The following is a 21827-nucleotide window of genomic DNA, read 5'->3' as shown; positions in this document are numbered from 1 at the left end:
GCCCGGCGGCTGTAAAAGAATCCTCGTTATTCGGGGGAATGGTGAGGTTTTTTTGGTGAACTCAGCCAATTGTTTAATTGTTGTGCCACCGCCTGTTGCTGGCAGTGACCAATAATCTCTAAGTGTGGCAAGCTGGCTTTAAGCTGCGGCAATGCATTACCCATGATGTAGCCTTTACCCACCATGCCCAGCATTTCTCTGTCATTCATCGCATCACCAAACGCCATACAATCAGCAAGATCGATATCAAGATGGTCGCATAAATGACTCAGCGCAGAGCCTTTGTTAGTTCCTGCGGGCAAAACTTCTAAGCAATCGTAGGCCGAAAAACACAGATCAACAGCCTTGCCAAAATGCTGACGCAGCCGCGTTTGTAAAAGCGTTAAAGCATCGTGATTGCCACAGAAACAGATTTTACTAATGCCATAAGCCGGCAGAGCACGCAGCGGCGTGATTTGATAGCCAAAACCATTTTCCACATGTGGAACTAAGAGCTCTGGGCGCTCGACTGAAGTCAACCAACCATCATCTCTAAAAACGTGAACTGAGGCGGGGGTTTCCCAATGAGAATGCAAAACCTCAAGCGCAATTTCTGGCACTAAATCGCTGGAAAATAAGTTATTACCCTCGCGGTCGTGTATCCGCGTGCCATTGCCGGTAATCATATAGCCCTGCAAACCTAACCGGCGCGCGATAGTGCGCACTTCGAGAAAATGGCGCCCCGTTGCAAACGTCAATGCAATCTGGTTCTCAGATAAACGATGCAGCACATCTAAGGTTTCAGCCCCAACCTGATGATTAGGCATCAGCAGTGTGCCATCCATATCAAAGGCTGCTAAACGAACCATACCGAAACCTCTTTTTGTGACGAATCATTTTTGTGACGAATCATTTTTGTGACGAATATAGTGAGATAAACAGTATGGCGTGGCATTTACGGAACTAATAGTGAACAATTGAAGAAAATTGTTCAGGATTTAACGATGCGCCTGCTGCAAAGACTTAGCCAATATCAACGTTTAAACCAGTTCGCTGGCGATGCTCCTATTCAGACAACCGTGGCTGAACTGGCTGGGGTTTTCTGCTGTAGCGAACGCCACGTGCGTACGTTGTTAGCCCAGCTTCAAGAGCTGAAGTGGTTGGAGTGGCATGCAACAGCGGGCCGTGGGAAACGCGCACGTTTGCACTGCGTTATTCCTGAACAACAGCTTCGAGCCAACCTAATGCAGCAACTGCTCAACGCGGGCGACCATCAAAATGCATTAAAGCTGGCCGAACGTGACCCTATTCATCTCAATGAACTGCTTATGCCGCATCTGGGCGGTCAATGGGATGCGGACCTTCCTACGCTGCGTATTCCGTACTATCGAACGCTCGAACCTATCGCGCCGTTGGCGCTAACCGGGCGCGCCGAGCAGCATCTTGCCCATACAATCCATGCCGGGCTCACTCGCTTTGAAACCGGTAATCCTCATCCACAGCCCGATTTAGCACATCATTGGCAAACCAGCGCCGATGGTCTGCGGTGGCAGTTTTTACTGCGTAGCGATTTGCGCTGGCACAATGGACAACCTATATCTGCCGAACAATTGGTTCAGCGGCTAAAACAGCTGTGCCATCATCCTCGCTGCGGGAGTTTTCTGAGTAGCATCGCGGATATTTCTCTGCCCCATGCGCTATGTATTCGTTTTACCTTAAAGCGTGCAGACTATTGGCTTGCTCACCGTCTGGCTGATTTACTCTGCCTTTTGCCTCATCCTGATTATCCTGAAATTGGCGCGGGGCCTTTTCGTCAGATCAGCTCGTCAGACATGCTCATTAGGCTTGAGCAGCACAGCAGCTATCATCTGCACCGCCCTTACCTGCATGCGATTGAATATTGGATCACATCCAGTCCAGAGCAGGCGTCAGCCTCCAGCAGCCAGCATCCGGTAAAAATAACCATCGGGCAGTATGAGGAATTGGATAGCGTGCGTCCGGTACAGCGCAGCACCAGCGTAGGCTTTTGTTATATCGCTCTCAATCAGAAGCGCGGAAAACTCACAGCGGCTCAAAGCCGTTACCTCACGACGCTGATACGCGAGGAAAATACGCTCAATCATCTCCCGATTGAAAATGGTTTGATCGCACGCAGCAGCGCAATGCTTACTGGCTGGCCACTGCCGGAACCTACTCCTGAGCCGATTACGCTGCCCCCGAAACTCACGTTGCTTTACCATCCACCGGCAGAGCTCACCGCGCTTTCCGACCGACTACAGGAACGCTTAGCACAGGCTGGATGTGAGTTAGAAGTACGCTTCTATGACGGTAAGCGTTGGGAATCTAATGAGCAGTTTGCCGACGTCGACATTATTTTAGGCGACAGATTAATCGGCGAGTCGCCGGAAGTGGCCTTGGAGAATTGGCTGCGGATTGATGTGCTTTGGCAGGCGATTTTGAGTGACGAAGAGCAGCAGCAATGTTGTGCGGTGCTTGATGGCGTGCAACAGTTAGCGGACGAAACGCAGCGCCACCATGCTCTACGGGATTATTACACCCATCTCATGCAGCAAAGCATCATCATGCCGCTGTTTAATTACCAGTATCAAATCAGTGCACCTCCTCGCGTAGAAGGCGTGACGCTTACCGCCTATGGGTGGTTCGATTTCTGTCGTGCATGGGTTCCCGCGCCTACGGATGAATAGTCTGGCTGTTCATCTCTTTCCATAGCCGTTACCATAGGCAGCGTTATGGCAGGCAATTTTATTGCCTGCCTCTCTTTTTTTAGATTGATAGAGGTAAGGCAATGAAACGCGCGGTGGTAGTATTCAGTGGCGGTCAAGACTCCACAACTTGTTTAATTCAAGCTTTGGAACGTTATGATGAAGTGCATTGCATCACTTTTGATTATGGCCAACGCCATCGTGCTGAGATTGATGTGGCACGCGATCTCGCCATTAAGCTTGGCGCATCAGCGCATAAAGTGCTCGATGTTGGCTTGCTTAACGAACTGGCGATAAGCAGCCTTACCCGCGACAACATTCCGGTTCCAACCGAAAGCGAAGACGGTATTCCAAATACCTTTGTGCCTGGCCGCAATATTCTGTTTCTGACCTTAGCCGCCATTTATGCTTATCAAGTGCAGGCCGAGGCCGTGATTACCGGCGTATGCGAAACTGATTTCTCCGGCTACCCAGACTGCCGTGACGAATTTGTGAAAGCGTTAAACAAAGCAATTGTCTTAGGCATGGCGCGCGACGTTCGTTTCGAAACCCCGTTGATGTGGCTGAACAAAGCAGAAACGTGGGCACTAGCCGATCATTACCAAAAACTTGATCTGGTGCGTCAGGAAACGCTCACCTGCTACAACGGCATTCAGGGTGACGGCTGCGGTGAATGCGCTGCCTGTCATTTGCGTTCGCACGGGCTCAATGATTATTTAGCGAACCGTGCGGCGGTTTCTGCAAGCCTGAAAGAAAAAACCGGTCTGTAAGATTTTTGTCTATCGTTTATAAGATCGAGATACACGGGTCTACCACACCGCGGGGCGGTTACGGAACACATCCATGTGTTCCTCCCTAAAGGGCAACGCTTACGCGTTGTTCAACTTTGCTCCAGGCAAAGTTGTCGGCGGCTTACGCCGCTACGACCCCATCGGTGTGCTCCCCCTAAAATCAAGCTACAATGATCAACATCAACCTATAAGATCACGTTTCAATGAGCCGCTATATTCTCGTATTGGCGGCTCATTTTATGATTTTCACTTATCTCCGCTCAATTCCAGCAGACGATCGCGTAATGCGCCTTCCAAAGGCAATGCTTTTTGCGTTCTCAGATCGGTACAAACAAACGTTAAAGCAGCATCAATGATAATTTCATTGTCTGAAGTACGAGTGATAGTTTGATTTAACACGCCGCTGCGCCCATTAAGCTGATGCAGCTTACTCTCCACCACCAGCTCATCATTTAGCACCGCGCCGCGACGATAGTTGATGTTGAGATTCACCACCATAAACGCGATGGCCTCCTTCATCATCCAATCAAAAGCACCGTGGTCTTCAAGCCACTGCCAACGCGCCTCCTCAAGGAACTCGAGGTAACGGGCGTTATTAACATGCTGATAAACATCTAAATGATATCCTCGAACCTTAATGATGGTTGCATTGCTCATCGTTCATATGGCCTTTTCCAGTAGTTGACTGAAGCGACTGCAAATATGCAGTCGCCTGCTCAGCTATTTTTAATTCTTAGCGCACTATTGAAAGTAGCAGAGCGCTAAAAAACCAAACTGGTTTGACCACTGAATTTTGTGCTCGATCACAATTTTAAGCGATCGCGGTTACGTGCGATTAATGCTGCGCCAATTCCTTTCACCTCTTCCAACTGCTCGATCTGGGTAAAGGCCCCGTTTTTCTCACGATATTCCACGATCGCCTGCGCTTTCTTCAGGCCAACACCGTTGAGCGCCGTTGCTATCTCTTGCGCACTGGCGGTGTTGATATTGATGCTGGTTCCCACAGCACCCGGTGAGGCATCTTTAATTACCGGCTGAGGGTCCGTGGCTTTTTGTGTTTGTTCAACGTTAGGGGTTATAGGTTTAGCAGGCGTCGCTGATTGAGCCTGTAACGGCAGCAGCAAGGCCCCTGTAAGCACAGCCCATACTCCGATTAATTGCACCATCATTTTTTGCTTTTTCATGCTGAAGTTCTCCTGTTGTGTGTCAGCGAACACAGAGTGCAGCAGGATAAAAAACATAACAAACACCATTCTCCAGATATGGAAAAGGCCGCATAAGCGGCCTTTTGAGATTGCATCAGGATGCAAATTTAGTGCGATGCTTACTGCATTTCGCTCGCTGCGCTGCCTAATTTAATTTTGGCATTTGAACGCAGATTATCCATCAGAGAGTCGAAGGTAATGCCGGTTGCACCGGTCAACATCTGAGAAGAGAAGGCTTTAAGTTCTTCATTACTCATATGACCCGACTTAACCGCATCCAATTGGATCAGCACGATGTTGTCTTGACGATCTTGGGCCAAACCATAAACCGGCTTGTTATCTTTTGGCTGCGCCATGGCAAACACGGTATCGGCTAACTGACGATCCTCAGAGGCTCGCGTCAACGTCTGCTCTGCACCGAAACTAATCCCCGCAGCTTTCAGCGCTTCGTCACCTTTACCTGACTGCAATGCGCTCAGCAGTTTGTCGCCTTCATTACGTGCCTGCTGGATGGCTTTCTGACGCTTCACCATATTGGTGATTTGATCTTTAACCTGATCCATCGGTTTAACCCCTTCTGGCTTATGACCAGAGATACGGATCACAAAAGCACGGTCGCCTTCGGCGCTGATCACATCAGAGTTGCTTCCTGGAGCGCCATTCTCACCAATCAGGGAACCATCGAAGATGGCCTGAGTAACGGGTTTGAAGTTCAGCGCTGCAGGAACGCTGTCACGTGTAAACCAGCCAGTTTCAATCGCCTTCACGCCGGCCGCTTCTTCTGCGCCCGCCAGTGATTCATTATCGCTGGTTGCAGAGTCACTCACTTTTTGCTGTAACGCATAGTAAGCATCCAGCGCTTTCTGTTGTTTTACCTGAGTGGCAATATCCGCACGGACTTCAGCCAGAGGTTTTACCTGCTCTGGTTTCACGTCATTCAGGCGAATAACGAGGTAGCCAACGCTTGATTTTACCGCGCCTGACAGCTGACCTTTAGTGGTTAACTTAGCGCCCAGAATTTCATCTGGCGTAGTGCCCGGCTCTAGCCATCCCAACTCACCGCCGTTTTTACGCGAGATGATGTCAGTGGATTTCTCGGCTGCTACCTTGGCGAAATCAGCACCGCTGTTCAGTTCATCCAATACCGCTTTAGCATCAGCTTCAGTTTTTACCTGAATAACGCTGTAATCTTTGCGCTCCGGCTGAGTGTAGCTGGATTTGTGCTGATCGTAATAAGCTGCGATTTCTTCATCAGAGGCGGTGACTTTGTCCTGAATCGCCGCAGCATCCATTTCGATATAGCTAACCTTCACTTCTTCCGGCGCAATAAAACTATTTCGGTTTTGTTCGTAGTAGGCTTTCAGCTCTTCATCAGTAACCTGCTGAGCTTTCTCCAACGCTTTGATATCAATCGTCGCCAAACGCACATCGCGCTGCTGCATTGTTAACGCAGCCATCGCTTCAACTTCTACCGGCAGCGTAAAGCCTGTTGCGGTGTATGCCTGAATCAGCTGCTGGCTGGTGAGCTGCTGGCGAACCAACTGCGCATAGGTATCTGGGCTTAATCCCATATTGGCAATAATGTTCAGATACTTAGCATTGTCGAACTGGTTGTTGGTCTGGAAGTAAGGCATTGCCCAGATAGCTTCTTTCACCTGCTCATCGCTGATCCCCAGACCCAATTTCTTGGCGTACTGATCAAGCAGAGTGTCATCAATTAGGCGATTAAGAGCCTGCTTGCGCAGTTCCTTCATATAGCCTTCGTTACCTGCCAACACTGAAAATTGGTCGCCCAATTGCTGCTGTAAGCGACTACGTTCGCTTTGAACCGCTTGCTCAAGCTGACCACGGCTAATTTCCTGACCATCGACCTTAGCCGCATAGTCACCGGAACCGCCGGTCAAATAACCCCCTACCCCGGTCAAAACAAATGACACGATGATTAGGCCCAGGATGATTTTGAGCACGACGTGATTAGCGGCCGCGCGTAAATTGTCCATCATAGTGTGGCAACACTCCGCTGTGATTGTGGGTAATACAGTAATTTTTGTCGGCTCAGTCTATCTGATTCGTAGCCAACACTGCACACGTAATACGATAAAATTGGGCTATAAGATCAAAAACCTATCCCATTAACCGAATCGACCTACTGGGAAAGGCTCTGTTTCCATGAAACTTCAGCCATAAAAAAAAAGCGCATCAGTTATGATGCGCCTTGTATTTTACCCTAGCAACTCAGCCACGTCAGTCTAATGTTTCATTGTTTCCACTCACGTGGCTTCATAACATACAAACAAATTCAGACGGTTGAGCCAGACGCATTATTAATTAACAGCGTCTTTCAGTGCCTTGCCAGCACGGAAACCAGGTACTTTGGCAGCAGGAATGCTGATTTCTTTACCTGTCTGAGGGTTACGGCCAGTACGTGCAGAACGTTCGCGCACGTCAAAAGTACCAAAACCGACCAGAGCAACAGAATCACCGCTCTGCAAAGACTCAGTAACAGACGCAATAATCGCATCTAATGCACGGCCAGCTGCTGCTTTAGAAATATCTGCGCCTTCGGCAATCTTATCGACCAGTTGTGACTTATTCACTCTTTCATCCCCTTTAGAAATCTTATGCCGTACTGGAATATTGTCCTTAGGGTACGGCTGCGCTGCAGTTATATCAATCCTGTCAGTTCATGGCAAGACACATGAGATGCGGCTTTTCCTAATTTGACAGGGCTCTAAGTTAGCTGCACAAAAAAATGCTGGCAAGTCCGAAATAGACTGCCAGCATAGGTTTTATCAGCGGTTTATGCGATATATCACTATTTCGCGGTAACCACTTCCATTCCGAATGGTGAATTTTGCAGCGCCAAGGCTAAAACTTCATCAATTCGCTTCACCGGATGGATATCCAGATCGGCCAACACGTTGTCTGGAATCTCTTCCAAATCGCGTTTGTTTTCGTCTGGGATCAGCACGGTTTTAATTCCACCGCGGTGAGCTGCCAGCAGTTTTTCTTTCAAACCACCGATAGGCAACACTAACCCACGCAGCGTAATTTCACCGGTCATAGCAACATCGGCACGCACAGGATTACCGGTTAAGCATGAAACCAGCGCGGTGCACATCGCAATACCCGCACTTGGACCATCTTTCGGCGTAGCACCTTCAGGCACATGGACGTGAATATCACGCTTTTCGTAGAAATCAGGGTTGATACCCAATTTCTCAGCACGAGCGCGTACCACGGTCAACGCCGCCTGGATGGATTCCTGCATGACTTCACCTAAAGAACCGGTATACGTCAGCTTGCCTTTGCCTGGCACGCATGCGGTTTCAATCGTCAGCAAATCGCCGCCTACTTCGGTCCATGCCAAGCCAGTAACCTGACCCACACGGTTTTCACTGTCCGCACGGCCATAGTCGTAGCGCTGCACACCTAAGAAGTCTTTCAGGTTGTCGCCGTTGATCTCAATATGCTTAACGGATTTATCCATCAGCAGATTTTTAACCGCCTTACGGCACAGTTTTGAGATTTCACGTTCCAGACTACGCACGCCCGCTTCACGCGTGTAATAGCGAATAATGCCGCTAATTGCGCTGTCATCAACCGTCAACTCACCTTTTTTCAGTGCGTTGCGTTCCAACTGTTTTGGCAGCAGATGCTGTTTCGCAATGTTGAGTTTTTCATCTTCGGTGTAACCCGACAGACGAATCACTTCCATACGATCCAACAACGGCGCAGGAATGTTCATCGAGTTCGATGTTGCCACAAACATCACGTCAGACAGATCGTAATCAACTTCCAGATAGTGGTCGTTGAACGCGATATTCTGTTCTGGATCCAGAACTTCCAGCAGCGCTGAAGCCGGATCGCCACGCATGTCCGAAGACATTTTGTCGATCTCATCGAGCAGGAACAGTGGGTTTTTCACCCCAACCTTGGCCATCTTCTGGATCAGTTTACCCGGCATAGAACCGATATAGGTACGGCGATGGCCGCGAATTTCGGCTTCATCACGCACGCCACCCAGCGCCATACGGACATACTGACGCCCCGTAGCACGGGCAATAGACTGACCCAAAGAGGTCTTACCGACCCCTGGAGGCCCAACCAGACAGAGGATAGGCCCTTTAATTTTGCTAACACGACTCTGAACCGCTAAATATTCCAGAATTCGGTCTTTGACGCGCTCAAGACCGTAATGATCGGTATCCAGAATTTCCTGCGCTTTATTTAGATCTTTTTTGACCTTGCTGCGCGCATTCCACGGAACCTGAATCATCCAATCGATATAGCCACGCACCACGGTTGCTTCAGCGGACATCGGCGACATCATCTTCAGCTTTTGCAGCTCGGCTTCCGTTTTCTCGCGCGCGTCTTTCGGCATTTTTGCCGCTTCGATTTTGCGTTTCAGCGCTTCGAATTCGTCTGGCGTGTCGTCCATTTCGCCCAGTTCTTTCTGAATCGCTTTCATTTGCTCATTCAGATAGTACTCGCGCTGGCTCTTTTCCATCTGCTTTTTAACGCGGTTACGAATGCGTTTTTCAACCTGCAGCAGATCGATTTCAGACTCCATCATCGCCATCAGATATTCTAGACGCTCGGTCACGTCTGACATTTCCAACACGGCCTGCTTGTCGTTTAACTTCAACGGCATGTGTGCAGCAATGGTATCTGCCAGCTTAGCCGCATCGTCAATACTGTTGAGCGATGTCAGCACTTCTGGTGGGATCTTTTTATTCAGTTTGATATAGCCTTCAAACTGATTAATGGCGGTACGAACCAGCACTTCTTGTTCGCGCTCGTCCATTTCTGGAATTTCTAAATATTCAGCCTGTGCAGCAAAATGTTCACCACTGTCAGATAACGTAGTGATTTTCGCACGCTGAAGTCCCTCAACCAGCACTTTGACGGTGCCATCGGGCAATTTCAGCATCTGTAAAATAGAGGCAACGGTACCTACAGAGAAAAGGTCATTTACCCCTGGTTCATCCGTTGAGGCTTCCTTTTGCGCGACCAGCAGGATCTTCTTGTCGTGATCCATTGCGGCTTCTAGGCACCGGATTGACTTTTCCCGGCCTACGAACAATGGAATCACCATGTGCGGATAAACCACCACATCGCGCAGAGGCAATACGGGGATTTCTATGCGTTCGGAACGCTCAGGATTCATAGAGCTCTCTCTTAGTTTAGCTTCCGCCAGGTTATGGGAATCTTACAACCCGTTTTACGTTGTTGCTTCACCCAGTTTGTATCTGAGTATATGGGGATGTTTACCAGGGATTCAACGCAAACAACAACAGAAAAAAAAATGGGAGATAAAATCCCCCATTTTATTGATAACCCATCAGTTTACTGGCTAATTATTCGCCAGAAGCCTGTGCTTCTGGTTTGCCATAAATCAGCATTGGCTCCGCCTGACCTTCAATGACGTTTTCGTCGACAACCACTTTTTCGACGTTTTCCATTGATGGTAAGTCGTACATCGTTTCCAGCAACGCGCCTTCAACGATAGAACGCAGACCACGAGCACCTGTTTTACGCGCCATCGCTTTTTTCGCGATAGCCGTCAGGGCTTCGTCACGGAACTCCAGATCTACACCTTCCAGATTAAATAATGCCTGATACTGTTTGGTCAGGGCATTTTTTGGCTCTTTCAGGATCTGAATCAGCGCGTCTTCACTCAGTTCACGCAGGGTAGCGACAACTGGCAAACGACCGATGAACTCAGGGATCAGACCAAATTTGATCAAATCTTCTGGTTCTGCCTGAGCCAGCAACTCGCCTTCGGTTGCTTTTTCAGACAACGCTTTAACCGTTGCGCCAAAACCAATACCGGTGCCGGTATTCACACGCTGGCCAATAACTTTATCCAAGCCAGCGAAAGCACCGCCACAGATAAACAGGATCTTAGAGGTATCAACCTGTAAGAATTCCTGCTGTGGATGCTTACGGCCGCCCTGAGGTGGAACCGCAGCGATAGTACCTTCAATCAGCTTCAGCAATGCCTGCTGTACGCCTTCACCTGAAACATCACGGGTGATAGACGGGTTGTCAGACTTACGAGAAATCTTATCGATTTCGTCAATGTATACGATACCGCGCTGTGCTTTCTGAACGTCGTAATCACACTTCTGCAATAGCTTCTGAATGATATTTTCAACGTCTTCGCCCACATAACCGGCTTCGGTTAGGGTCGTTGCATCAGCCATGGTAAATGGCACATCAAGGAAACGTGCCAGCGTTTCCGCCAGCAAAGTTTTACCGCTACCGGTTGGACCGATCAGCAAGATATTACTTTTGCCCAGTTCGACACCGTTGCTGCTATCGCCGTTACGCAGGCGCTTGTAGTGGTTATACACCGCTACCGCCAAGACTTTTTTCGCCTGTTCCTGACCAATAACGTAATCATCTAAATGGTTACGGATTTCATGCGGCGTTGGCAGAGAGCTGCGCTCACGGTGTGGAGCAACTTCTTTAATCTCTTCGCGAATGATGTCATTACACAGATCGACACACTCGTCGCAGATATACACTGACGGCCCGGCGATCAGCTTACGAACTTCATGCTGGCTTTTGCCGCAAAAAGAACAGTACAGCAGCTTGCCTGAACCGTCTTTGCGCTTATCTGTCATCAGTAAACCTCTTTCATTAAGTATCTGTCCCGTCGAATCAGCCTATTACGGCTAAGACCGCTCAACGGCAGTGCGACCAATCTGCGCAAAACGGCCTATCAGCGTAGTCTATATAACCCATTAGCGCGATGCGGGCATCGCTCCGCGCTTTATATTCACTATAGTATATCGGCAACCCGCCGTAACATGATAGTCACTCTATCGGCGGCTGGACGAGATAATAGGTCTCACAGACGTCCTGAATCTAGGCCGTAGTCTGACACAATCAGCCGCGGTGAGTCATTACCGAATCAACCAAGCCGTACTCTACAGCTTCGTCCGCTGACAAGAAGCGGTCACGTTCGGTATCACGCTCGATTTCTTCGAGCGATTTACCTGAATGTTTTGCCATTAGCTCATTCATACGAGCTTTAACTTTCAGGATTTCTTTGGCGTGAATTTCAATATCCGTCGCCTGCCCTTGGAAACCACCCAACGGCTGGTGAATCATCACGCGTGAATTTGGCAGGCAGAAACGCTTACCTTTCGCCCCTGCCGTCAGCAGAAACGCGCCCATGGAACACGCCTGTCCCATACAGATGGTGCTCACATCGGGTTTGATAAACTGCATGGTGTCATAAATTGACATGCCTGCAGTAATAACGCCACCCGGTGAGTTGATATAAAGATGGATATCTTTCTCTGGGTTTTCTGCTTCGAGGAACAGCATCTGAGCCACAATCAGATTTGCCATGTGATCTTCAACCTGACCAGTCAGGAAGATGATTCGTTCTTTCAACAGACGGGAAAAAATATCGTATGAACGTTCGCCACGCGAAGTCTGTTCAACAACCATTGGCACTAAGGCCATGTGCGGTGCTAAATCACGCTCGCCACTGTATGACATTAACCGTCTCCTATAGAAATCACTTTGGCATTATTGGCATTATTTGCTTTGATTCTACTGTAGATAAACTATGTTGACCATGCTCAACTGTCTGTGTCTGTTGTTATAGGTTAGACACTTAGCCAATATTTGGGGACAGTAATCAAAGAAATAAACCTTTTCCCATAAAAAAACCTTCGCCCAAGAGCGAAGGTTTTTATTACTTCGGAACGAATAAGCCGTTCAGAGCAACATTACGCAGCCTGAGTCTGGTTCATCAGTTCGCTGAAGTTGGTCGCTTTTTCAGACACTTTAGCGCTAGCCAGCAGTGCTTCAACAGCTTGTTCTTCCAGAGCAACATTACGCATGTTGTTCATCAGCTCTTTATTTTTGCTGTAGAACTCAACCACTTCTTTTGGATCTTCGTAAGCAGAAGCCATTTCTTCGATCAGCGCTTTAACGCGATCTTCATCAGCTTTCAGCTCTTTCTTGGTGATAACTTCACCCAGCAACAGACCTACAACAACGCGACGTTTAGCCTGTTCTTCGAACAGTTCGCGTGGCAGTTCCAGAGCTTGTTTCTCGTTGCCACCGAAACGCTGTGCAGCCTGACGACGCAGAACGTCAACTTCACCGTCAATCAGTGCAGCTGGAACGTCGATGTCGTTTGCTTTAACCAGACCGTCGATAACCTGAGACTTGATACGGTTACGTACTGCGCCTTTCAGTTCGCGTTCCATGTTTTTACGCACTTCAGCTTTCAGACCATCCAGAGAACCATCAGCAACGCCGAAACGTTTGATGAATTCTTCGGTGAATTCTGGCAGTTCGCGTTCTTCAACTTTCTTCAGAACGATATCGAATTTAGCCGCTTTACCTTTCAGGTTTTCAGCGTGGTAATCTTCTGGGAAGGTCACTTCGATAGCGAATTCTTCACCCGCTTTGTGGCCCAGAATACCTTCTTCGAAACCTGGGATCATACGACCCTGGCCCATTGCCAGAACGAAATCAGAGGCTTTGCCGCCTTCGAAAACTTCGCCGTCGATAGAACCGGTGAAATCTACGGTTACGCGGTCTTCAGCTTCAACTGCACGTTCGGTTGCAGTCCAAGTTGCCTGCTGCTTACGCAGGGTGTCCAGCATCGCGTCAACGTCAGCGTCAGTGACTTCAACAACTGGCTTTTCAACTTCGATGCTTTCCAGATCTTTCAGTTCGATCTCTGGGTAAACTTCGAATTCAACCGCGAAAGAGAAGTCTTCGCCCAGTTTGTATTCGCCTGGTACATAGTTAGGCGCGCCAGCTGGATTCAGTTTTTCTTTGATGATCGCATCAACGAAGTTACGCTGCATCAGATCGCCCAGAACGTCCTGGCGAACAGATGCGCCATAACGCTGAGAGATAATGTGCATTGGCACTTTACCTTTACGGAAGCCGTCGATACGTGCTTTTTTAGCCACGTTGACCAGCTCACTGTTTACTGCTTTTTCAATGCTGTCGGCTGCAACAGTAATATTTACGCGGCGGCCAAGGCCTTCGGTGGTTTCAACAGAAACTTGCATCTTATACCTCAAAAAATCACAGTGCTCGGTCAACTCCAGAAGTCGTTTTCAATGAAGAAAACCCGACTTCACAGAACCGGGACGGCCGCTTTCAGCAGAACCGTGTTCCCTGTTTATCCCTTCTTACTTGAAGCCGCTACGGTGTTGGCTGCGGTTATTCACCCTAATCACTTACCGGTGTAAGCTCATCGGGATTCACTCGCTGGCCGCCTAGCAACAACATCAAGTACTTTGGGCGTAGAAGCGTCCCGAATACATTCAGGAAAAAATAGACGCGACATTATAGCGATGCATGAGCGATGAGTCGAGAACCGCACGCCAACTGTCCGCGGCGTGATTCACAGTTTCGAGCGATACCTCGGCAACTCGGGTACAACAGTAGAACGTTGTAGCGCCAAGTTCCACGGGCCAAAGTCACGAAATCGCGTGCGCACCTAAGTCATAAAGTTGCTACACAAAAAGAAACGGCCACTCGGGCCGTTTCTCGTCAAACACGCTATTAATACAGCAAAAACGGCTAAGAGTTCCACCTTCGTGGTAATTTACTTGCCTTTTCGCCGCCTATTTAAGCAAGTTAGCTTAGGCTAGGGTGCCAGCCCCGCGACAGGGCGGAGATGCAGGAACCGTATCTTGCAACGCCTCCCACTCTTTATGGGTATAGGTATGTAAGGCTAACGCATGCACACCATCAGCCAGTTCCTCTGACAGAACGCCATATATAGAACGATGACGCGTCAAGAAACGCTCGCCTTGGAAACGATCGCTAACCATGACAACTTTAAAGTGACTTTCAGAACCTGCCGGTACGTTATGGCGATAGCTTTCATCAACCACCTCAAGATAGAAAGGTTCAAACGCGGCGCGTAACTTTGCTTCTATCTGTTCTCTCATCATAAGATATCCCCTCATACTGCATCGGCAGAAAGAGCGCTGCTCTTAATGGAATGTATTTCCTTCTCGAAACGGCTAAACCATCACAAGTATTATCAGTGGCAGCCCACATCAGGGGCGGACAAACGCCCAATCGGAAAACACATCTTAACGTTAAGCGTAGCTGTTTTTTCACAACTAACGCCGCTACAAAACATTTTTATCGTGTTTTGCGTAGCGTAACTTATAAAAATTTTCTGTCTATCATTCAAATGGGTGGCTTTAAAAGTCAGTTTAATGTTTAAACAGAAAGACAAAACGCCACCACGTTAGTGATTTCATTATCCTTAAGATAAAAATATTTATAGGGGGCTTCAACATCCCAATGGCAATGCTATGATGGCGGATATTTTGTCCGTAAAGCCCGTTGGCTCGTCATAATCATACTCAGTCATAGATGAAGGATGGGCACGGCGTCTTCCCACGTAAAATGGTTATTAACTCGATGAATATGATCAAAAAACTGTTTTTCCCGCTTTTGGCCGTTTTCGCTTTGGCCGGATGCGCAACCAGCACCAATACAATAGACGTTAACCCTAAGATGGCCTTGCCACAGCAGGATCCAACCTTGCAAGGCATCACGATCAGCATTAACGGTGCGGATGTTCGCCAAGATAAGGCGCTGGCAAAAGTTAATCGCGATGGTGAGTTAGTCACGCTGACGCCTTCACGCGATCTGCGTTTCTTGCTGCAGGAAGTGTTGGAAAATCAGATGACTAAGCGCGGTTATATGGTCGGCCCAAGCGGCGCTGTTGATTTGCAGATCGTTGTCAACCAGTTGTATGCCGATGTGAAAGAAGGCAATCTGCGTTACAACATCACCACCAATGCTGATATTTCTATCATCGCACAGGCGAAAAATGGTAATAAGCAGGTGAAAAACTATCGCTCTGTTTACAACGAGCAAGGTGCATTTACCGCATCGAATAGCAAAATCACTAATGCCGTCAATAATACCATGTCAGACATCGTATCTAACATGGCGCAAGACACTAGCATCAGCGACTTCATCAAAGCCAACGCACGTTAATCTCTATGCTCAGAGCCATTCGTTTTGCCGGATAAGAGCACGATCGAATGATGATGAGCATACGCCGTTTTCACCCCGCTCTGCCCGACCTTGGGCAGAGCATGGGAATCAATTGAATGTCTAATTCAAACTTAGCTATTTTCACCCAGCGTAATACGGTCATTTTATTACTGTTGGGTTTTGCCTCTGGCCTTCCTCTCGCATTAACTTCCGGTACACTTCAGGCTTGGATGACCGTTGCCAACGTCGATCTCAAAACGATCGGATTCTTTTCACTGGTTGGTCAGGCCTACGTTTTTAAATTCCTATGGTCACCGATGATGGATCGCTATACGCCTTCCTTCCTTGGTCGCCGCCGTGGCTGGCTTTTAGTGACTCAAATCCTGCTACTTATCACCATCTTTGCCATGGGATTACTCAACCCTATCCAGCATCTGTGGTGGCTGGCAGGGTTGGCCGTCATCGTCGCATTCTGCTCAGCCTCCCAAGATATTGTCTTCGACGCCTATAAAACTGATTTGCTTAGCGCTGAAGAACGCGGAACCGGCGCGGCTGTTTCCGTTTTGGGCTATCGGCTGGCGATGCTGGTTTCTGGTGGGTTAGCGCTGTGGTTAGCCGATCGCTATTTTGGCTGGCAAGGCACCTATTGGCTGATGGCTGGTTTAATGCTGATCGGTATCGCTGCTACGCTATTTGCTCCAGAACCTCAGGTATCAGCGCCTGCGCCACGCACGCTTGAACAGGCCGTGATTGAGCCGCTTAAGGATTTCTTTGGCCGAAATAATGCGTGGCTAATTTTATTACTCATCGTGATGTACAAGATGGGTGATGCTTTCGCCGGCAGTTTGAGCACAACGTTTCTGATTCGCGGTGTCGGATTCGACGCGGGTGAAGTTGGTATCGTCAACAAAACGTTAGGGTTGTTTGCCACCATCGTTGGCGCCTTGTTTGGCGGCGTACTGATGCAACGCTTGTCCCTTTTCCGCGCATTGATGCTATTTGGTATCTTGCAAGGGGTATCCAATTTTGGCTACTGGCTGCTGGCGGTGACCGATAAAAATCTGCTCACCATGGGCAGCGCCATTTTTCTGGAGAACCTCTGCGGGGGAATGGGCACCGCGGCATTCGTCGCACTGTTAATGACGCTGTGTAACAAGTCATTCTCAGCAACCCAATTCGCTCTATTGTCGGCGCTTTCAGCCGTAGGTCGTGTCTATGTAGGGCCGGTTGCGGGTTGGTTTGTTGAATTACATGGCTGGCCGTTGTTCTATCTTTTCTCGATCGTCGCCGCCGTTCCTGGGCTCTTGCTGCTGGTCGCCTGCCGCAAAACCTTGGAATACACACAAATCACCGGTGAATTCTCGCGCCGAACCCGCTTTGCTCGAGCCTATAAGCTGGCCTCTCAATCGCTGTTGGTCGGATGCATTTTGATTGCATTATGGCTGCTTGGGCTGCTCGTAGAAACTCTTTCTGGCTCGAGTGCTGATGTCCTCATGGATTGGCTGTTAAATATTGGTTTATTGCTGAGCTTATTTGGCATTTTACTTGGCGCGGGTTTGGATTATCGCAGCCAGCGCGATCTACAGCCGACAATTTAATTCCGTAACTAAATTAATTTAAGTCTTAAAATAATAAAAAAAACGCTGCCTATATTTTAGGCAGCGTTTTTTTTATTATTCAAATTTGCCGCTTAATTATCCATTAAATAATTTTCTACTGATATTTTTCTGTATTTTCACACCTAAGCAACTGTTCAATTTTCACGCTAAATTCATTTAGACGTCAGAAAAATGAAGAACAAAAAATTAACAAATAGAGATCTCTTTCACGTTTCGTGCCTTCTAAGAGAAGAAATAAACCTAAATGTAACGAGTTACATATCCCTACGATCTGTGTCACATATTCCTATTTAAAGCTGGCAATACATGGGCTAACCGCAGATTAGGAGCTAGGCTAGAAGTGACAAAACGTGATTTTCAGGGGTACGTAAATATTTTTTGTTACATTTACTTTGTTACAACAAAGTGAAAATAAGCCTCTGATTTGATAGCTACATTTCGCCTTAAACACACCATGAAATGCGACATTTAGAACAAACAAACTGGACTTTTTAAACAATGGAGTGACAGACCTTTAAGAATGTTTACAGATCTGCAACCTTCCCGTAAAATGCCCCTACATTTGGGACGACAGAGAGCCTTCGATTGAGGTCGTTAGATGAGACTCAGTAAATTAAATAAAAGCTTTGGGATATTATCTTTAATCGCAGCCTCGGCCTTGCTGAGCGGTTGTGATATGGCGCTTCTGGATCCTAAAGGACAAATAGGTCTAGAGCAGAGATCCCTGATACTGACTGCCCTTGGGCTGATGTTAATCGTGGTGATTCCAGTAATCGTAATGACAATTGTATTTACGCGTAAATTCCGCGCGTCAAATACCGATGCCAAATACACTCCCAACTGGTCTCACTCTAATAAAATTGAAGCTGTCGTTTGGACAGTGCCAATTATCATTATCGCTATCCTCGCAACATTGACGTGGAAAACGACTCACGAACTTGATCCGTATAAACCACTGGTCTCCGACGTTAAACCAATCCGTGTTGATGTAATTTCACTCGACTGGAAATGGTTGTTCGTTTATCCAGACTTGGGGATTGCAACCGTTAATGAACTGGCTTTCCCAGCCAATACTCCGGTTAATTTCCGCATCACGTCAAACTCGGTGATGAACTCATTCTTCATTCCGCGTTTAGGTGGGCAGATTTACGCGATGGCAGGCATGCAGACCCAACTGCATTTGATTGCCAACGAACCGGGTAAATATAACGGGATTTCCAGCAGCTACAGCGGTCCAGGATTCTCTGGAATGAAGTTCACCGCCATCGCAACGCCCGATAATGAAACCTTTGATCAGTGGGTTGCCAACGTTAAGAAAGCCCCTAATCAGCTGACCACCATGGCTGAATTCGACGCATTAGCGAAGCCAAGTGAATACCATCCGGTTGAATACTTCTCTAGCGCTAATCCAGAATTGTTTGTCGATGTGATTAACAAATTCATGGGCAGCAAGAAGATGGACATGAAGAAAGACGAGCATATGGATATGGACATGGGTGAGCACGCTCACGCAGGAGCCGAGGAATAACAGATGTTTGGAAAACTAACACTCGACGCCGTCCCGTACCATGAACCGATTGTTATGGTTACGGTTGCCGGCATTATCTTAGGCGGTCTGGCCCTTCTGGCTTTGATTACCTATTTTGGAAAATGGAAATACCTATGGACGGAGTGGCTAACTTCGGTTGACCATAAACGTCTGGGTATCATGTACATCATCGTGGCGTTTGTCATGCTGCTGCGCGGCTTTGCCGATGCCATCATGATGCGTAGCCAGCAGGCGCTTGCGTCCGCCGGTGAAGCCGGATTCCTACCACCTCACCACTACGACCAGATCTTCACCGCTCACGGCGTTATCATGATCTTCTTCGTAGCGATGCCGTTCGTGGTAGGTCTGATGAACGTCGTTGTGCCGTTGCAAATCGGTGCTCGCGACGTTGCCTTCCCATTCCTGAATAACCTGAGCTTCTGGTTCACCGTTGCCGGTGTGGTTCTGATCAACCTGTCGCTGGGTGTGGGCGAATTTGCTCAAACTGGCTGGTTGGCCTATCCACCGCTATCAGGTAAGGAGTACAGCCCTGGCGTAGGGGTCGATTACTGGATATGGAGTCTACAGATATCCGGCTTGGGCACCTTGCTGACGGGCGTTAACTTCTTTGCCACCATCATCAAAATGCGTGCTCCTGGCATGTCTCTGATGAAAATGCCGGTCTTCACATGGACCGCATTGTGCACCAACGTTCTGATCATTGCTGCCTTCCCGATTTTAACCGTTACCGTTGCTTTACTGACGGCTGACCGCTACCTCGGCACCCATTTCTTCACCAACGATATGGGCGGCAACATGATGATGTACATCAACCTGATTTGGGCCTGGGGCCATCCGGAAGTGTATATCTTGGTTCTGCCTGTCTTCGGTGTGTTCTCCGAAGTGGTGGCAACCTTCTGTAAGAAACGTCTGTTTGGCTACACCTCGCTGGTATGGGCGACCGTGTGTATCACCATTCTGTCGTTCATCGTTTGGCTGCATCACTTCTTTACCATGGGGTCAGGTGCGAACGTCAATGCGTTCTTCGGTATAGCCACGATGATTATCTCGATTCCGACCGGGGTAAAAATCTTCAACTGGCTGTTCACCATGTACCAAGGCCGCATCGTGTTTAACTCTGCGATGCTGTGGACTATTGGCTTCATCATCACCTTTACCGTAGGTGGTATGACCGGCGTTCTGCTGGCTGTTCCTGGTGCAAACTTTGTTCTGCATAACAGCCTGTTCCTGATTGCGCACTTCCATAACGTGATCATCGGCGGTGTGGTATTCGGTTGCTTCGCCGGTATGACTTACTGGTTCCCGAAAGCATTTGGCTTCACGCTAAACGAAACTTGGGGCAAACGCGCATTCTGGTTCTGGATCATCGGCTTCTTCGTTGCCTTCATGCCGCTGTACGGCTTGGGCTTCATGGGCATGACTCGTCGTCTGAGCCAGCAAATTGACCCTGCATTCCATCCTCTGCTGATGGTTGCTGCGGGCGGCGCTGCGCTGATTGCATGTGGTATTGCCTGTCAGCTGATTCAGATTTTCGTGTCTGTTCGCGACCGCGATCAGAACCGCGATCTGACCGGCGATCCATGGGGCGGCCGTACGCTGGAGTGGTCAACGTCTTCTCCACCGCCGTTCTATAACTTCGCTATCGAGCCACAGGTTCATTCGCGTGATGCATTCTGGGAGCTGAAAGAAGAAGGTATCGCTTATAAGAAACCAGAAAAATATGCACCAATTCATATGCCACGTAACACTGGCGCAGGCGTCATCATTGCAGGCTTCAGCCTCGTCTTTGGTTTTGCCATGATTTGGGACATCTGGTGGCTGGCGATTGTCTGCTTCCTGGGCATGATTGCCACGTGGATCGTGCACAGCTTCAACGATGATGTTGATTACTACGTTCAAGTTCCTGAAATTGAAAGTATTGAGAATCAACACTTTGAACAAATTAGCAAAGCAGGCGTGAAATATGACAACTGATACTTTACATCATACTCACGGTCAGGAGGCCCATGCGGAGCATGGGCACCACGACGCCGGTGACACGAAAGTGTTCGGCTTCTGGGTCTACCTGATGAGCGACTGTATTCTGTTCGCGAGCTTGTTCGCAACGTATGCAGTCTTGGTCAACGGCACCGCTGACGGCCCATCCGGCAAAGATATTTTTGAACTGCCGTTTGTGTTGGTTGAAACCTTCCTGCTGTTATTTAGCAGCATCACCTATGGCTTCGCCATGCTGGCGATGAACAAAGGTAAAGTAGGCACCGTAAATACCTGGTTAGGCTTGACCTTCCTGTTCGGTGCAAGCTTCATCGCGATGGAAATCTACGAATTCCATCACCTGATTGCCGAAGGTTTTGGTCCAGACAAAAGTGCATTCCTGTCTGCCTTCTTTACCTTGGTTGGCACGCACGGTATTCACGTTACCAGTGGCCTGATCTGGATTATCGTGATGATGATTCAGGTAGGCAAAAAAGGCCTGACCGCGCGTAACCGTACTCGCCTGATGTGTCTGAGCCTGTTCTGGCACTTCTTGGACGTGGTGTGGATCTGCGTATTCACCGTAGTTTATCTGATGGGGGCAATGTAATGAGTCACTCACCTACAACGGGTCACCATTCTACAGACAACAACGGTGCTAGCCACGGCAGCGCAAAGTCTTACATGATTGGCTTTATTCTGTCGGTCATCCTTACGGTTATCCCGTTCTGGATGGTGATGGAAGGTACCGCTTCGCACCAAACGATTTTGGTTACCGTGGTGGCGATGGCAGTGATTCAGATTTTTGTTCATCTGGTGTACTTCCTGCACATGAACACCTCGTCTGAAGAGCGTTGGAACCTGATAGCTCTGGCATTTACCGCCTTGATTATCGCCATTGTTGTCGTTGGCTCACTTTGGATTATGTACAACCTCAACATCAATATGATGGTCCACTAAAGAGCTGCCTG

At 48.5% G+C, this 21827-nt stretch carries 18 protein-coding genes; 8 read left to right on the top strand and 10 right to left on the bottom strand.

The annotated features are described in order from the left end of the window. Positions 1 to 26: 26 nt before the first annotated feature. Positions 27 to 848, bottom strand: a complete 822-nt coding sequence (gene cof / locus BN1044_RS10140; protein WP_072308562.1) for an HMP-PP phosphatase — start codon at positions 846 to 848, stop codon at positions 27 to 29. 135 nt (positions 849 to 983) lie between these two features. Between cof and BN1044_RS10135 the strand changes: the two genes are divergently transcribed. Together BN1044_RS10135 and queC are read left to right on the top strand one after the other, a co-directional pair. Then, positions 984 to 2684 (top strand): SgrR family transcriptional regulator, encoded by a 1701-nt coding sequence (locus BN1044_RS10135; protein WP_072308561.1) that lies wholly within the window; start codon positions 984 to 986, stop codon positions 2682 to 2684. A gap of 101 nt (positions 2685 to 2785) precedes the next feature. Beyond that, a complete protein-coding gene (gene queC / locus BN1044_RS10130; RefSeq protein ID WP_025799977.1) occupies positions 2786 to 3472 on the top strand; it encodes a 7-cyano-7-deazaguanine synthase QueC in 687 nt (228 codons plus the stop codon). A 267-nt stretch (positions 3473 to 3739) separates the two neighbouring features. Here the strand turns inward: queC and BN1044_RS10125 are convergent, their stop codons facing one another. From BN1044_RS10125 to bolA, 9 genes are all read right to left on the bottom strand, one after another. Beyond that, complete coding sequence (locus BN1044_RS10125) at positions 3740 to 4150, bottom strand: acyl-CoA thioesterase (RefSeq protein ID WP_072308560.1); 411 nt, start codon at positions 4148 to 4150, stop codon at positions 3740 to 3742. Positions 4151 to 4296: 146 nt separating this feature from the next. Then, positions 4297 to 4677 carry a ComEA family DNA-binding protein gene (locus BN1044_RS10120; RefSeq protein WP_072308604.1) on the bottom strand — a complete coding sequence of 127 codons (381 nt, stop codon included), beginning with the start codon at positions 4675 to 4677 and terminating at the stop codon, positions 4297 to 4299. A 140-nt stretch (positions 4678 to 4817) separates the two neighbouring features. Then, the gene (gene ppiD, locus BN1044_RS10115; protein ID WP_072308559.1) at positions 4818 to 6701 is read right to left on the bottom strand and encodes a peptidylprolyl isomerase; all 1884 of its coding nucleotides are present in this window, start codon (positions 6699 to 6701) and stop codon (positions 4818 to 4820) included. 321 nt (positions 6702 to 7022) lie between these two features. Next, complete coding sequence (gene hupB / locus BN1044_RS10110) at positions 7023 to 7295, bottom strand: nucleoid-associated protein HU-beta (RefSeq protein ID WP_008814266.1); 273 nt, start codon at positions 7293 to 7295, stop codon at positions 7023 to 7025. A 218-nt stretch (positions 7296 to 7513) separates the two neighbouring features. Next, positions 7514 to 9868, bottom strand: a complete 2355-nt coding sequence (lon, locus tag BN1044_RS10105) for an endopeptidase La (RefSeq protein WP_040044362.1) — start codon at positions 9866 to 9868, stop codon at positions 7514 to 7516. Positions 9869 to 10058: 190 nt separating this feature from the next. After that, on the bottom strand, positions 10059 to 11330 hold the full coding sequence (gene clpX, locus BN1044_RS10100) for an ATP-dependent protease ATP-binding subunit ClpX (protein ID WP_025799987.1): 1272 nt from the start codon (positions 11328 to 11330) through the stop codon (positions 10059 to 10061). 265 nt (positions 11331 to 11595) lie between these two features. Further along, positions 11596 to 12216, bottom strand: a complete 621-nt coding sequence (gene clpP / locus BN1044_RS10095) for an ATP-dependent Clp endopeptidase proteolytic subunit ClpP (protein ID WP_025799989.1) — start codon at positions 12214 to 12216, stop codon at positions 11596 to 11598. Positions 12217 to 12449: 233 nt separating this feature from the next. Further along, on the bottom strand, positions 12450 to 13754 hold the full coding sequence (gene tig, locus BN1044_RS10090) for a trigger factor (protein ID WP_025799991.1): 1305 nt from the start codon (positions 13752 to 13754) through the stop codon (positions 12450 to 12452). Between the two features lie 579 nt (positions 13755 to 14333). Beyond that, positions 14334 to 14663, bottom strand: a complete 330-nt coding sequence (gene bolA / locus BN1044_RS10085) for a transcriptional regulator BolA (protein ID WP_172625154.1) — start codon at positions 14661 to 14663, stop codon at positions 14334 to 14336. A 472-nt stretch (positions 14664 to 15135) separates the two neighbouring features. On the opposite strand from bolA, the gene BN1044_RS10080 reads away from it, so the two are divergent. The 6 genes from BN1044_RS10080 (at position 15136) to BN1044_RS10055 (ending at position 21816) form a co-directional block, all read left to right on the top strand. Then, positions 15136 to 15714: a lipoprotein gene (locus BN1044_RS10080; protein ID WP_139130923.1), complete on the top strand. Its 579-nt coding sequence runs from the start codon at positions 15136 to 15138 to the stop codon at positions 15712 to 15714. Positions 15715 to 15830: 116 nt separating this feature from the next. Next, the gene (gene ampG, locus BN1044_RS10075; protein ID WP_072308558.1) at positions 15831 to 17312 is read left to right on the top strand and encodes a muropeptide MFS transporter AmpG; all 1482 of its coding nucleotides are present in this window, start codon (positions 15831 to 15833) and stop codon (positions 17310 to 17312) included. 619 nt (positions 17313 to 17931) lie between these two features. Further along, complete coding sequence (gene cyoA, locus BN1044_RS10070; protein WP_072308557.1) at positions 17932 to 18861, top strand: cytochrome o ubiquinol oxidase subunit II; 930 nt, start codon at positions 17932 to 17934, stop codon at positions 18859 to 18861. Between the two features lie 3 nt (positions 18862 to 18864). Beyond that, positions 18865 to 20856, top strand: a complete 1992-nt coding sequence (gene cyoB, locus BN1044_RS10065; RefSeq protein ID WP_072308556.1) for a cytochrome o ubiquinol oxidase subunit I — start codon at positions 18865 to 18867, stop codon at positions 20854 to 20856. Beyond that, a complete protein-coding gene (locus BN1044_RS10060) occupies positions 20846 to 21466 on the top strand; it encodes a cytochrome o ubiquinol oxidase subunit III (RefSeq protein ID WP_072308555.1) in 621 nt (206 codons plus the stop codon). The genes cyoB and BN1044_RS10060 overlap by 11 nt, the downstream gene beginning before the upstream one ends. Next, positions 21466 to 21816: a cytochrome o ubiquinol oxidase subunit IV gene (locus tag BN1044_RS10055; protein ID WP_025800003.1), complete on the top strand. Its 351-nt coding sequence runs from the start codon at positions 21466 to 21468 to the stop codon at positions 21814 to 21816. The genes BN1044_RS10060 and BN1044_RS10055 overlap by 1 nt, the downstream gene beginning before the upstream one ends. The last annotated feature ends 11 nt before the right edge of the window (positions 21817 to 21827 follow it).

It is taken from the genome of Hafnia alvei (genome assembly GCF_900095695.1).
GTDB classification, from domain to species: Bacteria; Pseudomonadota; Gammaproteobacteria; order Enterobacterales; family Enterobacteriaceae; genus Hafnia; species Hafnia alvei_B.
This window is presented reverse-complemented; position numbering and strand designations above follow the sequence as displayed.

What these genes read in the sequence shown, in the direction of transcription:
- cof (WP_072308562.1), bottom strand. Translation starts at nt 848, where the DNA reads ATGGTTCGTTTAGCAGCCTTTGATATGGATGGCACACTGCTGATGCCT.
- BN1044_RS10135 (WP_072308561.1), top strand. Translation starts at nt 984, where the DNA reads ATGCGCCTGCTGCAAAGACTTAGCCAATATCAACGTTTAAACCAGTTC.
- queC (WP_025799977.1), top strand. Translation starts at nt 2,786, where the DNA reads ATGAAACGCGCGGTGGTAGTATTCAGTGGCGGTCAAGACTCCACAACT.
- BN1044_RS10125 (WP_072308560.1), bottom strand. Translation starts at nt 4,150, where the DNA reads ATGAGCAATGCAACCATCATTAAGGTTCGAGGATATCATTTAGATGTT.
- BN1044_RS10120 (WP_072308604.1), bottom strand. Translation starts at nt 4,677, where the DNA reads ATGAAAAAGCAAAAAATGATGGTGCAATTAATCGGAGTATGGGCTGTG.
- ppiD (WP_072308559.1), bottom strand. Translation starts at nt 6,701, where the DNA reads ATGATGGACAATTTACGCGCGGCCGCTAATCACGTCGTGCTCAAAATC.
- lon (WP_040044362.1), bottom strand. Translation starts at nt 9,868, where the DNA reads ATGAATCCTGAGCGTTCCGAACGCATAGAAATCCCCGTATTGCCTCTG.
- clpX (WP_025799987.1), bottom strand. Translation starts at nt 11,330, where the DNA reads ATGACAGATAAGCGCAAAGACGGTTCAGGCAAGCTGCTGTACTGTTCT.
- clpP (WP_025799989.1), bottom strand. Translation starts at nt 12,216, where the DNA reads ATGTCATACAGTGGCGAGCGTGATTTAGCACCGCACATGGCCTTAGTG.
- tig (WP_025799991.1), bottom strand. Translation starts at nt 13,754, where the DNA reads ATGCAAGTTTCTGTTGAAACCACCGAAGGCCTTGGCCGCCGCGTAAAT.
- bolA (WP_172625154.1), bottom strand. Translation starts at nt 14,663, where the DNA reads ATGAGGGGATATCTTATGATGAGAGAACAGATAGAAGCAAAGTTACGC.
- BN1044_RS10080 (WP_139130923.1), top strand. Translation starts at nt 15,136, where the DNA reads ATGATCAAAAAACTGTTTTTCCCGCTTTTGGCCGTTTTCGCTTTGGCC.
- ampG (WP_072308558.1), top strand. Translation starts at nt 15,831, where the DNA reads ATGTCTAATTCAAACTTAGCTATTTTCACCCAGCGTAATACGGTCATT.
- cyoA (WP_072308557.1), top strand. Translation starts at nt 17,932, where the DNA reads ATGAGACTCAGTAAATTAAATAAAAGCTTTGGGATATTATCTTTAATC.
- cyoB (WP_072308556.1), top strand. Translation starts at nt 18,865, where the DNA reads ATGTTTGGAAAACTAACACTCGACGCCGTCCCGTACCATGAACCGATT.
- BN1044_RS10060 (WP_072308555.1), top strand. Translation starts at nt 20,846, where the DNA reads ATGACAACTGATACTTTACATCATACTCACGGTCAGGAGGCCCATGCG.
- BN1044_RS10055 (WP_025800003.1), top strand. Translation starts at nt 21,466, where the DNA reads ATGAGTCACTCACCTACAACGGGTCACCATTCTACAGACAACAACGGT.